Source organism: Dyadobacter jiangsuensis, from assembly GCF_003014695.1.
GTDB classification, from domain to species: domain Bacteria; phylum Bacteroidota; class Bacteroidia; order Cytophagales; family Spirosomataceae; genus Dyadobacter; species Dyadobacter jiangsuensis.
Genome location: NZ_PYAS01000009.1, coordinates 325,256 through 338,255 on the forward strand (window position 1 = coordinate 325,256; position 13,000 = coordinate 338,255).

Consider the following 13,000-nt stretch of genomic DNA (forward strand, 5'->3'; position numbering starts at 1 on the left):
ATCCGTGAAAAAGAAGACACTCCTGGTTACCCCGCCATTTACCCAGCTCAATACGCCTTATCCTGCTACCGCTTACCTCAAAGGGTTTTTGAATACTTTGGGAAGGGAGTCGTATCAGGCCGATCTGGGAATAGATGTGATCCTGGAATTGTTTTCGTCCAAAGGGCTGAAAAAGCTTTTTGCAATGCTGGAAGCATCCGATATCGAGCTGACTGACAATAGTTTCCGCATTTACGCATTGCGGGATGAGTACATTTCGACGATTGATCCGGTGATCCGTTTTCTTAAAAACAGCAATCCCACGCTCGCCCATAGCATTTGCGATCGTACCTATTTGCCGGAGGCGAGCCGTTTCCAGCAGCTCGAAGACCTCGATTGGGCCTTCGGGACGATGGGTATCCACGACAAGGCTCGCCACCTGGCGACATTGTACCTCGAAGACCTTGGCGATCTGATCCAGGAAGCGGTCGACCCGCATTTCGGTTTCAGCCGGTATGCCGAGCGCCTCGGCCGTTCCGCAACGAGTTTCGATGAAATGGAAGCAGCACTCGAGGCGCCGGATACTTTGCTTTCGCAGACGCTAAAAGACGTTTTGGAACAAAAAGTGAAGCGGTACCAACCCGATATTGTCTGCATTTCCGTGCCTTTTCCGGGTAATTTATATGGCGGGTTCAAATGCGGGCAGTATTTGAAAACGCATTACCCGCACATCAAAATCGTGATGGGTGGGGGCTTTGCCAATACGGAATTGCGTTCGCTGGAAGAGCCGAGGGTTTTCAACTATATCGATTTTGTTTGTCTGGACGACGGCGAGGCACCGCTGCAATCATTATTGGATTACCTGGATGGGGAACGCGACCTGCCCAGCCTGAAACGCGTGTATTCGCGGGTCGATGGAAAAGTGGTGTACCACAACGGCGCCAAGGAAAAGGATGTGCCGCAACGCGAAACCGGCACGCCGGATTACAGCGATTTGCCCTTGCACGATTACCTATCGGTGATTGAGATCGTGAACCCGATGCACCGCCTTTGGAGCGACGGCCGCTGGAACAAACTAACGCTCGCACACGGCTGCTATTGGGGTAAATGCTCTTTCTGCGATATTTCGCTCGATTATATTCGTCGGTACGAGCCGATGACAGCCTCATTGCTTTGTGATCGCATTGAAGAAATCATCGCACAGACGCAGCAGAATGGCTTCCATTTTGTAGATGAAGCCGCGCCACCCGCATTGCTGCGCGATCTGGCGCTGGAAATTATCCGCCGGAAACTAACTGTCGTGTGGTGGACCAATATCCGATTCGAGAAGAACTTTACACACGATCTTTGCGTGCTGCTGAAAGCCTCCGGCTGCATTGCTATTTCCGGGGGCCTCGAAGTGGCTTCCGACCGCCTGCTCGACCGTATGAAGAAGGGCGTCACCGTAGCGCAGGTAGCGCGCGTGGCAGATGCATTTACGCAGGCGGGCATTATGGTGCACGCGTACCTGATGTACGGATTCCCGACGCAAACAGCGCAGGAGACGATCGATTCGCTGGAAATGGTGCGGCAAATGTTTCGGCTGGGCATTGTGCAGTCGGGCTTCTGGCATCGGTTTGCCATGACGGCGCATAGCCCAGTGGGATTGCACCCCGAGGAGTTCGATGTTATGCGGCTAGGGCCTCATACAGGCACATTTGCGAATAATGATCTCGAACACGATGACCCGCTGGGCGCTGATCATGATCGATTTGCCGAAGGTTTGCGCAAGTCGCTTTTCAATTATATGCACGGCGTATGCCTCGATTTTCCATTGTCCAAATGGTTCGATTTCAAGACGCCGCCGACCTCTATTCCTCCCAATTATCTGGAAAAAAGCATTCACGAACCGACGGAACTCGCCGCACGGCCGAATGCCGTGATCGTTTGGACGGGCAGTTTGCCTGAAATGGCCGTTTTTGAAGAGAAAAGAGGCAAGAAGGTCGTAGAAATAGCCGAACTCGTTTTTTATAACAAAAAGAAGGAATGGGCAGTGGAAGCGGAGGTTGAAGTAGGAGAGTGGCTGACTGAAATGCTGCCCAGACTACTGATCGCCAATCCGGAGGCATACGCATTCGAACAGTTTAAAAATGATTTTGAATCAGCCAAAATAGGCTCTTTTGAAACATTTCTCAACTCCCGCACGTGGCAGGAGTTGAAGAATGGCGGTATGCTGGTGTTGTAATACTTAGTAGCGCAGTATCTCGAAAGTTTCGAGATTGTCGTCAAACGTGGTGAAAACGGCAGGGTAACCTGGTGCAATGCTGCCGATCTTGTCCTGAATCCCTAATGCGGTGGCCGGACGAATGGTCGCCATTTCAATCGCCTCCTGAACCGGTATTCCAATGATCTCTACTGCGTTGCGTACCGCATCGCCAAGTGAAATGGTAGCACCCGCGAGGTTGCCATCCGAGTTGATATACTTCCCGTCTTTCAGGCTTGCGTCAAATTCTCCCCATTTGAACTGGGTGACTTTCTGCCCTAAAAACAATGCATCGGAAATCAGGAAGAGCTTGTCGCGCTTGATTTTGTAAGCCACGCTTGCCGCACCGAAATCGCAATGGGTACCGTCGATAATCACCGGTGCGTAAACGGATTCGGTGTCGAAAGTAGCGCCTACAAGGCCGGGAGCGCGATGGCCGAATGTGGACATGGCATTGTACAAATGTGTCACCAGCTGAATGCCCTGGTCGAACGCGGTCATGGCCTCGGCGTAAGTCGCATTGGAATGTCCTGCGGAAACGGTGATGCCTGATGCGAGCAGCATTTGCAGCTGATCTTCCGTGAACATCTCCGGCGCGATGGTGATCAGGCTGATCACGCCTTTGCCGTAACGGATAATTTCTTCCAGTTCTGCATTTGTCGGTTTACGTACGAATGCCGCCAAATGCGCCCCACGTTTGATAGGATTCAGAAATGGCCCCTCCAAATGCATTCCCAAAACACCGGAATCCGGATTTTTGGCCATGTAGCTGCGGGTAGCTTCAATGCCTTTCAGGATATTATCGTGCGGCGAGGTAATCAGGGTTGGGAGCACGTAAGCTGCGCCTGTTTTCACGCTGGCCTGGTAAATGTCGTCGATCGTTTCCTCGTCGGCGCGCTCTGTGAAATAGAACTGCTCGCCGCCGTTGATGTGGCTGTCGAAAAGCCCGGGAGCGAGGTTGGTAACCTGTGGCATGCCGGTTTTGGGTGTACCGCTTTCTACGCTGCGGATACGGCCATTTTCGACAACGATAATCTGGTTAAATAGGAGTTCTTTTCCCGTAAAAACTTTCTCTGCAAAGAATTGGGTGGACATAATCAAAGGCTTGGTTTAGAAGCGGCCAAGAAACAAAAAACGCAGAGCCGGTCAAAGCACTATTTGATAATTATGTCAAACTTGGTCAAAAGTCCGGCAAGGTCCGATGAGCTGAATTTCGCCTTGCGGATATTGTTGGCCGTTGGGTCGATCGTGAAGTTTTTGCTGGTCGAAAAATCGACGCCGCTCAGGTTGGTACCGTCGAAAACCGCATCCCAGAAGTCGCAGTTATGCACTTTGCATTTGGACAGGTCGGTTTGGGTAAAATCGGCGTTGTGGATTTTGCAGCTGTTGAAAACGGTTTTGTTCAGCTTCTTGCGCTCGAATATGGCATAATCGAGGATGCAGTTTTCGAAAACGGCCGCAAATGCAAAGTCTTTAGCCTCCGAAAAGTTGACGCCGGTGAGCTTGCAGCTAACGAACTCGATATCGGAAATTTTACAATTTTTTACGGACGCATTGCTCAGGTTGCACTCCTCGAACACGCAGTCGATAAAGTCGATGCCGGCCAGGTCCGGGATGTTGCATTGTACAAACCGGACCTGCTCATAGCTGCTTTCCAGTAATGGCTCAATGTTAAAATCTTTATTTTCAATCGTGTCGAAATTGCGGGTATTACGCATTGAGCCAGTGAAATATTAAATGTATTGTTTGATAACGGATTTGAGCTGGTCGGCCTGCACTACGCCCGACTGGCGCCAGAGCGGCTTGCCGTTTTTGAAGACGATCAGCGTCGGAACGCCCTGAATGCGGTAGGCCTGCGCAGCCGACTGGTTTTTATCGACATCGACTTTGATGATCGTAGCCGAGTCGCCCAAATCGGCTTTTACTTTTTCAAGGATAGGCTTCATCATTTTACAGGGGCCGCACCATTCGGCCGAGAAGTCTACCAAAACCGGTTTATCGCTGTTGATCAATTCTGAGAATGTTGCCATAACGTTGCTGTTTTGTCTATATGGATAACCCATCCGGGCTGCGAAAGGTTTAATGAAACCTCCCGAAAAAGCAGGAGTAAAGGTCATGCCATTATTTCCAATTGTCTCTCAGAAACTTGCCCACGCGTTTTTCCACAAATTCGTAGGTAAAATGCGAGTAAAGGATGGTGAGCCCGATCGAGGTGAGCAGGGAAATGGCGAACATCCCTTCATTTTCAGGCGATTTCAGGAATCTGAATAACACGATGTTGACGAATATCAACACGATCGCGTGGTTCAGGTAGATAGAGTAGGATATTTTGCCCAGGTACTGGAAAGGCTTGCTGTTCAGCATTTGCGTCACGACGCCGGTTGAGCTGGCGAAAATGATGATACCGAGTGAGAAAATGAACGGGAAAATGAGTTTCCACAAATTAAGCTCCCAATGATGCACGAAATACATAGCCGCGATCATGAAAAGCAGAAAAGGAATTTCGAATGCGGAGAGCTGAAATGTTTTTTGCTTTAACAGCCTATGGGTGAATATGCCTAATGAGAAGCAAAGCAACCCGCGTACGTATCCGTAATCGTAAGCAAGCAAATATTCGCCTCTTGAATAAATGAAAATGCCGGACAACAGCCCGATGAGCGCGAATGCTGCATACTTAAACCGTGGTAGTATTAAAACCACCAGTCCGAATACCACATAGGAAATCATTTCAGCCGAGATCGACCAGGAGGGGTAGTTGTTGCTGATCCACCCGCCGAATACCGTGCTGGAACCCATGAATGTGAGGGCATCGAGGGATGTGTACAGATAATAGCTTAGGCCCATCCCGGCGACATTTTTCAATGCGCTGTGCTCGCCGAGCAGGTTGGCAACAACGAAAACGACCTCCGTATAAAACAGCAGGGGGTATAATCTGATAAAGCGTTTTTTCAGAAAAGTCAGGAAATCGCCGGTGCTGTGAATGCGGTCGACATAGTTGAGCGCAATCACGAAGCCGCTCAGCACAAAGAAAAAGTCGACGAACAAGCTCGCGTTGATCACGAAAAAGTTGTTGTAAAGAATCGACTCTTTGAATGCATTGTGGTGATGGGCAATGACCAGGACGGCAAATATGCTCCTTAACCCATCCAGTTGTTCAACTCTGTTCTTCATGCGCGGAATGCTGGGAACCTCTCGGGAAGGTCCCACGGCTCGGGGGAGCGTGTCAGGTGGTTACGGTGCTTACGGGTTGTGGAACAGGTTTCCTGACCTTCTTAAACCGGGGAATAGCGTCCAGATATTTAATGCCCAGGAAGCGGATCATAACCGAATACGGGAACCAGAATGCGATATCGTAGGGTCGGCCGCCGGTAAAGAGCAGCACTACCATCGACAGGAAGAAATACGCCAGGAACGTCGTCAGCGGATTGGTATGGCGGCGCACTTCGCGTATCACGTACACGATCATGAAGAAGTTAAAGCTCGTAAAGAAAATAAACCCGAAAATCCCGTGGTTCACCCACGATTCCAGGATCGGAACGTCGAGATAGTCATTCTTATAGCCCCTGCCGAGGAAAATATCCCACGAATAGAGTGTCTCTAAAAATTCTCCAAAACCACTCACCCGGCCCATCGCCGAATAATCGACGTCTGCTTCTTCGGAAAGCCTCACACCGGTGGACGTAAAGATTACGTTCATGATCCGGTCCTGGAAAATGTCCCAATAGCCTAGCAACAGGTTCAGGATGTTACCGTAGCGCGAAAGGAAATAGTTGATCGCCAGCAATATGAGTATGATAAACACCATATTCCTGAACTTGAATGCATTGGCGATGCCGGAGGTGATGTTCGAAAATTTGAAATGAAACAAAAAGTAGGCTCCGAAAGCGATTCCCAGACCGAGATAACTGGATTTCGCGAGCGACAACACCACCACACCCATTCCAAACAATACTGAAAAGAACAGAAATAGCCTGGTTAACAGGTTTTTGGTGTTTCCCAATAAAACCAGGGCTGAAAGTAAAGTAATAACCCCGTTACGCGCAGTAATGTGCGGATTACCTCCCGGCTGGGCACCTTCGTTGGCAAAATTTACGGCAGCCCGCATACCCGGCGTCCAGTTGGGGTCGGTGATGAGCGAGTAGACGAGGGTAATGTTGGTCAGGAATGAAAATACGAACAGCACTTGTATCAGTGTGTCTTTCACGTCGTTAGGAACGTGCATGAGCAATGCGAGGAACCCGAACGTGAACACGAAGTTACCAATATCAGCGATGGATTTTCCCTGGTGGTTCATGAACATGAAATACCAGAGTGTTAGCAGCAAAAAACCTGCTCCGAGGTTGATCAGGATGACGTTTGGTTTGTAAAGTCGCTTGAAAAGTGTGGGCGGGATCATTAGCAACAACGCCAGCGAGAAGAACATCGCTGTAAAAACGCTGCTTGCAGGTCCAACGCCGAGTGTGTCGCGGATAAAAAATATCAGCGGAAACCCGTTGAACATCATCGCGATGCCCACCGAATATCGGAGATAGTTAAAATTATTGGCTACATTAAATAAGCTCCAATTCATCTGGAAAGCCGGAATCTGATGTACTGAATATCGAACCGCAGAATGAAATAGGCGATTTTACGGACACGGCACCAAAGATACTTGATTTTGTTGAGTACGGTGTTCGTTGAAATGTACAATTTTTGCACTCTCGCATGCTCCTCCCGGCCGATCGTCGTCGCGATGGTCGACGACTTCGCTTCCGCATGTACGCGCAGCGCGCCTCCGAGACCGTCGATCTTTTTGGTCGTCGTTGATTTGTGCGAAGTGTACCGGGTAATGAAGTCGTAATCGAATGCAAAACGGAACGACTCGTCGAACATGCCGTATTTTTCCACCAGCGTGCGCTTGAAAAAAAGCGACTGGTTATGGATCTGCATCCCTTCCAGGATCTGGCAATCGAAATCGTAGGAAGTCGTTTTGAGTATTTCGGTCACTTCGTCGTCGGTCGTGATCATGTACAGGTCGCCGTAAAGGATATCGACCGGATATTTCAATGCTGCTTCTCCAAAACGAGTGAAAGTGCCCGGGAAATATACATCGTCGGAGTTTTGGAAGCTGATATACTCACCCGTAGCCCGCTCCAATGCCTTGTTGATGGCATGCACCTGCCCGCGATCCTTCTCGGAAACCCACCACGACAAGTATTTTTCATATTTTTTGATCACCTCCACGCTTCCGTCATTCGAGCCGCCGTCGACGATGATATATTCGAGATTGGGGTAGCCCTGGTTGAGTACGCTCAGGATTGTCCTTTCGAGGAAAGATGCCTGGTTGTAAGAAGGCGTGATAACCGTCAGTTTCGGGTACCGCTGCGCATTACCAGAGGATTGGGCCGGTTTCAATGCTGATACGAAGTTCCGCAGGTCCTGTGTGGTTTGTTCTAAAAAATGCATGGAATCCTGTTTCGCTGGTTAAAACTGATCAATATAAGTGGTCAACTCCTTCAATTTCGCGGCTATACCTTTGCGCATTAACCGGTTGGGAGCAATATTGGCGTATTTCCCGAATGCGGGCTCACCGGTTATTTCCAGTTCGTATTTCTTTTTCATGACAGCACGCTGGTATTCCATAAACTGGTCTTGAAATACTTTATTTTCGGTAACCAGCGGAGCATGATCCGACCAGATCGGATCGAAGTAGCCCAGGCCGGCGAAGTCAAGTGAAACCAATGGTTGGCCATCGACTTGCTGCTTACCGTTTTGAATAACCAGGTTTTTATTCAAAACAGCATTCAATCCATAATGCCACCCGGCGTTGTGCAATGTTTTTGTCGCAGGCACCCACAACGGAATATAATTCAACCACAGCTGATCGGTATTCATACCGTTACAAAGGTCGAAATAGGCGCGATCGACCGTCCGATGAGCCCACCATTCCAACGCCCCGATAGTCTTATCAGAAGGCCGTAATATCCAGCTCCCCGAATGGAACATGCCCGCGTTGAGAATGCGCTTATCGTTCAGAATGGCCGATTTCTTTAATGGCGCCGAAATATTCGGTGTTAAAAACATTTCAAAACCCGATTCGAGTAAGCTGTCGAGCGCATTTTTGAGCCATACTGTGGGGCTTAAAAAAGTCAGTTGAGCGCATTCGGGATGCTTTTTCAATAAACCTAATGCGAACCAGGGACGAGTCGCGGGTAGAAGCTCGAAATCGAAATATTCAGCGGCCATTCTGTTAAAATCGGGAATGGCGAGCTCTGAAACCGGAAACAGTTTTACATGCTCCGGTAGTTTTTCAATATGGAGGGAGTCAACCAGGCCGATGTAAAACGTGCTCCCCGGCTGGTGTTGTAACACAGAATCCGCCAGAGCCAGTGCATGCGCCAGGTTGGTTCGGTTACAAACTGTGTATATAATATTCATGAACGATTATTCCGTTTCAGGCAAAGTTTTAAAGTAGGGTATTTCGTGGATATTATCCCTCGAAATGCCCGTCAAGGCAAAAGGCAAAGCTGCGTTTTGATATTGGACACCAAATTGCGCAAAATGGCTGCGTACAATGTCGGTGGGCTTTCTCAAATGCGGCAAAAACCTGTTCGCTTCCAGGTCCCAGAACACCGAATCGGCATTGAGGAGGCTTGCATTGTGGCGGTATTGATGGGCGACACTTCGTTTGCCTTTCAAAGTGGCCGTCATCCGCTCAATCCGGCAAAGGTAAAGCCCGTTATCGGCATAACCCGCCCCGTATAATCGTTTTTCATCCTCCGACAGTCCTGCAAGGCGTTTGAGCATGCCGGGTGCTGTGCCCGGCTGGGGCAATACCGAACCCGCTTTGATATAATCATAACCTTGCTTGCACCAGTAATGCAGCTCGTCTCTGACTACCCAGCTGTTCAGCTCGTGGATCAATAAAAAGTCACACCAGTTGAAGCGATCGTAAAAGTCCGCCATGAGCAAAAGCTGCCCCAAATGCTGCCGTGATTCAAAAAATCGTTTCGGGAAATGCACAACGTCGAATTGCTCCGCATGTTCGCGCACGACCGAAAGATCAGCACCTTCGCCGGCGACGAAAATGATCGGATAGTCGGCAAGGATTTCCAGCGCATGATGCAGCAATTTCTCCTCCGTTGGGTTGATCTGAGGTTCAAGAATAGGGACGATAACGGTAACCAGCTCTTTCATCAGATCGTTTGCAGCTTGCCGATCAGGTAGTTGAAGGGCATTTTCAGATATTTCCTCACGCGCAGGTACCGGCGCACAGGTGCAGGCTTGATATACGCACAGGGGAATTTGCGATAATAAGCGTTCCCGTTGTTGATCAAACTGTTTTTGTACAATGCGAAAAGCGCTGTGAGGTCGGTGCGGACATTCAGTTCGAAGCGGTCCTGGTATTTGGACAAAATATCAGGCTTGGCAGGATCGTAGCCGCTGTAATGGAAGAAGATCAGCGGATTTGTTTCGTTCACATACCAATGGCCTTCGCGCTGCGAAAATGTACGCTCGTGCAGATTCCAGTAAGCCGCATTATAGCCCGGACTCCTTTCAATATAGGTATTCGGGACGAAAACCGGTAGGAAATTCATCCAGTTCTGGTCCACGAAAAGTCCGTTGCAAAGGTCTATGAGGCATTCAAAGCGCAACTTTTCTTCCCACCATGCGATAAACCGGTCGTTTTCTTCCGAACGGCTGAATGCCACAAAACCGAGGTTATAAACACCGGTGTTGAGGTGATGCAGTTCGTTGGGCGTCAACTGGTCGTCGATTGGCGTATTGATATGCGGCGTGAGCACGGCATTGTGCCTGGCTAGCGAGTTTTTAAGTTCGGTAAGCGGCTGAAAAACAATAATATCCGGATCGAAATAGATGACGTTTTTCGCTTCGGGATAATGCTTGAAAAAATAGGTAAAATAGAATGGCTTTACCGCTGTATTCAGCTCTGTAATGTTGTAGCGTGCGCACATTTCCTGAAAATCACTGATTTCGATCTTGTCGATCTCGATCATCGGATAGGACGGTGCGTACGAATCTTCAAATGCAACTCCCTGAAGCGTGTCTACCAGGCCAATGAAAAACCGGACATCCGGGTTGGTCGCTTTGAGCGAATCTCCTAATGTCCGGGCTTGCGCGAGGTAATTGATGGAGCAAATAGTAAAGGCAATGGTCATTGATTGTGCTGTTCCGAAACCTGCAAAGGTAAATACTTCTGAATAATGGCTTCGACGCTCGCTACGCTTTTGTCTGTGTTATGCCTTTCCAATACTTTTTTACGTGCATTCTGACCCAGGGTGTTCCGCAATGAGGGATCGAGGATCAGCTGGATGATTGCATCCGAGGCCGCCGAGATATCCATGTATGGTACTACAAACCCCGCATCGCCCTCAATGAGTTCCGGAGCGCCGCCTGCCCCTTCGAAGCACACTACGGGAATTTCCTGCAATGCGGCTTCCATGACGACCAGCGGATAAGGATCCTCGCGGGAGCTCAGAAGCAATACATCAAAGCGGTTGATATAGTCCAATGCACGCGGCGTTGGCGGAATAAGGATGATTTTTTCGCACAGCCCCATCAGCCGGATATCGTTTTCGATCAGCTCGTAGATCTCGTGCTGCGGGCCTGCGCCTACCCACACGAAATAAACAGGAAGCGGCTGTGTTTTGCGGATAACCCTGCTGGCGATCCAGTTGAATATATCATTCCCTTTGCGCCATTCGGCATTTCCGCAGCCACCGATTACGATGGCGTCGTCGGGGATTTTATAGGTTTTTTCAAGAATGTCGTGCTGAACATCTGCCAGGCGCTGGTCGATATGCTCGTGGTCGATCAGCGTAAATGTGCTGACGTGTGCGGCAGGGAAATCGTATTTGCGGATATAATGATCAGCTACGGCGTTCGAAACGGCGATCAGGTGATCCGTCTTTTTAAGCAGGAAAGAAAGTTGCTGTTCCTGTGTATAAATCTTGACAGACATGGCCAGCTCGTGTACAAAAAGTACAAGAGGCAAGTCGTGGAAGGATTTCAGAAAATCGTAGTAAACCTCCGCGTTGGCAATGGAATTGATGAAAATGAGGCCGATATTCTGTTGTTCGAGCTCCGCCAGCACTCTTTCGTTTCCTTTATGCTGCGAATGCTCTTCGTAGAATTTCAGCAGGTTGGTTTTGCGGAGCAGCTTGCCGGTAAACGGGGGAGTGGTAATCTTTTTGGTTTGAAAAAGACGCGTGACGCCTACTACTTCCTCAAATTCCGCTTCCAGTTCCCCTCCGTTACAAAGCAGCAGGTGCATCGGAACGCCCCGTTCTTTCAATAGCCGCAATAACTGCAGCAGCAGCAACTGACTCCCTGCCCTGTTAGCATCGTGACTTACAAAAAGTATTTTCTTCTGCTCCATTACCGATATTAGCTAGCTCAAACTTTCGTCACCGGATCGACTCAATAAGCTTCGTAGCTCAACTTTCCGGGTACTTTTTTCGCAGGGTTTCCTACATAGACTCCCCATTCTTCGGTTTCTTTCATGATCGCCGATGCCATGCCCACAAGTGTACCCTGCGCGATGGTCGTGTAATCGCGGATGGTGGCATTCACCCCAAAGAAAGAGTACGATTCTACCACACAATGCCCCGAAAGCACCACATGCGAAGTAAAGAAAACGTGGTCTTTGATCTGGCCATGATGGCCGATATGGTTGCCGCTCCACAGTACCACGTTGTTACCGATGGTCGTGAAAGGCTGGATGGTATTGTCTTCCAGAATAAAGCAGTTCTCGCCGATCTCGTTGTTGAAAAGCGTCGCACGGGAACTGATATAGGAAATGAACTGATAACCCTTCGCTTTGGCGTGATTATAAATCGCCTCGCGGTTGCGGTTCATATTGCGGCCAGTCATAGGCGCAAAGAATTTGTATTCCGAGGGCGGGAAAATGGTTTCCACATCTTCGAATGCTACAACCGGCAGGCCGTGAAAATTGTTTTGTTCGATGTATTGGCGATTGACAGTGAATGCAACAACCTCATGATCAGAGTCATGGGTTAAATAGTAGTGCGCTAATTCTGCTGTGTCGAGTACTCCAAAAACGATAACTTTCGCCATTACTAAATCAGTTCGTATGCCTCTAATTGTTTCCTGATATCGTCGAGACCGTTAAACATCAGAATGTCTATAACAGACAACCAAGGTACGAAAGCATTTTTAAATTGGGGGTACGGGCTAGATATACTTTTTATGAAGTCCAGTCTTATTCCCTCGTTTTCAAATTTCCCTTTATCGTACAATTCCACGCCGCCAATCGGATTGATGTAGTGGTTTGCTTGCTCCTGTTTACAGATATCCAGAATCCGGTCCTGTCCTTTCAGGTGTTTATTATTATATATCGTTGAAGAGGGAACAATCTCCGTGCCTATGCCCATGTACGCGCAAGTTTTTTGCAAGGCGTATATACATAGCTCGTTGATTGAATCAACTTCTAAATTTACGATTTCTTCTATCAGTTCAAAAACCTTTTGATAACAGGGAGCCTTCTGATATGACTGCTGAATGGTTTTCAGTAATTTCTTTTGCCACTGCTCATGCTTGGCAAGTTCCACTTCCAGGATCAGTTTATTCTGGCTCGCGTCTTTCAGCGGGATGGTAAAAAGGTGGGCCTTTCCGCCTACCAGCAGGTTATTTCGATTGATCCAGCCCTTGTTGATAAAGTTCACATCGTCGTAGATAATGAACTTGTCCACGGCATTGATCAGCTGGAAATAGCCGATATATGGAAAAATATACGGCTGCATGATGGCAATAGTCATG

General features: G+C 48.8%; 13 protein-coding genes. 1 reads left to right on the top strand and 12 read right to left on the bottom strand.

Annotated features, from left to right (window positions below; genetic code table 11):
• Positions 1–4 precede the first annotated feature (4 nt).
• The gene (locus tag CLV60_RS20030) at positions 5–2,203 is read left to right on the top strand and encodes a B12-binding domain-containing radical SAM protein (protein ID WP_106597203.1); all 2,199 of its coding nucleotides are present in this window, start codon (positions 5–7) and stop codon (positions 2,201–2,203) included.
• 3 nt (positions 2,204–2,206) lie between these two features.
• Here the strand turns inward: CLV60_RS20030 and nagA are convergent, their stop codons facing one another.
• The 12 genes from nagA to CLV60_RS20090 all read right to left on the bottom strand — a co-directional run bounded on the left by nagA (position 2,207) and on the right by CLV60_RS20090 (position 12,999).
• Positions 2,207–3,316, bottom strand: a complete 1,110-nt coding sequence (gene nagA / locus CLV60_RS20035; RefSeq protein WP_106597135.1) for an N-acetylglucosamine-6-phosphate deacetylase — start codon at positions 3,314–3,316, stop codon at positions 2,207–2,209.
• 59 nt (positions 3,317–3,375) lie between these two features.
• Complete coding sequence (locus CLV60_RS20040; RefSeq protein WP_106597136.1) at positions 3,376–3,939, bottom strand: pentapeptide repeat-containing protein; 564 nt, start codon at positions 3,937–3,939, stop codon at positions 3,376–3,378.
• A gap of 15 nt (positions 3,940–3,954) precedes the next feature.
• Positions 3,955–4,251, bottom strand: coding sequence for a thioredoxin (gene trxA / locus CLV60_RS20045; RefSeq protein ID WP_090375102.1), 297 nt, complete (start codon positions 4,249–4,251; stop codon positions 3,955–3,957).
• A gap of 91 nt (positions 4,252–4,342) precedes the next feature.
• On the bottom strand, positions 4,343–5,392 hold the full coding sequence (locus tag CLV60_RS20050; protein WP_106597137.1) for an acyltransferase family protein: 1,050 nt from the start codon (positions 5,390–5,392) through the stop codon (positions 4,343–4,345).
• Between the two features lie 52 nt (positions 5,393–5,444).
• Complete coding sequence (locus CLV60_RS20055; RefSeq protein ID WP_106597138.1) at positions 5,445–6,791, bottom strand: hypothetical protein; 1,347 nt, start codon at positions 6,789–6,791, stop codon at positions 5,445–5,447.
• Positions 6,788–7,666 carry a glycosyltransferase family 2 protein gene (locus CLV60_RS20060; protein WP_106597139.1) on the bottom strand — a complete coding sequence of 293 codons (879 nt, stop codon included), beginning with the start codon at positions 7,664–7,666 and terminating at the stop codon, positions 6,788–6,790. Before CLV60_RS20060 ends, CLV60_RS20055 begins: the two co-directional genes overlap by 4 nt.
• An 18-nt stretch (positions 7,667–7,684) precedes the next feature.
• On the bottom strand, positions 7,685–8,638 hold the full coding sequence (locus tag CLV60_RS20065; protein WP_106597140.1) for a hypothetical protein: 954 nt from the start codon (positions 8,636–8,638) through the stop codon (positions 7,685–7,687).
• Positions 8,639–8,644: 6 nt separating this feature from the next.
• A complete protein-coding gene (locus CLV60_RS20070; RefSeq protein ID WP_106597141.1) occupies positions 8,645–9,397 on the bottom strand; it encodes a DUF5672 family protein in 753 nt (250 codons plus the stop codon).
• Complete coding sequence (locus tag CLV60_RS20075) at positions 9,397–10,380, bottom strand: glycosyl transferase (protein WP_106597142.1); 984 nt, start codon at positions 10,378–10,380, stop codon at positions 9,397–9,399. Before CLV60_RS20075 ends, CLV60_RS20070 begins: the two co-directional genes overlap by 1 nt.
• Positions 10,377–11,600 (bottom strand): glycosyltransferase family 4 protein, encoded by a 1,224-nt coding sequence (locus CLV60_RS20080; RefSeq protein ID WP_106597143.1) that lies wholly within the window; start codon positions 11,598–11,600, stop codon positions 10,377–10,379. The genes CLV60_RS20075 and CLV60_RS20080 overlap by 4 nt, the downstream gene beginning before the upstream one ends.
• A gap of 41 nt (positions 11,601–11,641) precedes the next feature.
• The gene (locus CLV60_RS20085) at positions 11,642–12,298 is read right to left on the bottom strand and encodes an acetyltransferase (protein ID WP_106597144.1); all 657 of its coding nucleotides are present in this window, start codon (positions 12,296–12,298) and stop codon (positions 11,642–11,644) included.
• Positions 12,299–12,300: 2 nt separating this feature from the next.
• Positions 12,301–12,999 (bottom strand): WbqC family protein, encoded by a 699-nt coding sequence (locus CLV60_RS20090; protein ID WP_106597145.1) that lies wholly within the window; start codon positions 12,997–12,999, stop codon positions 12,301–12,303.
• Position 13,000: the final 1 nt, after the last annotated feature.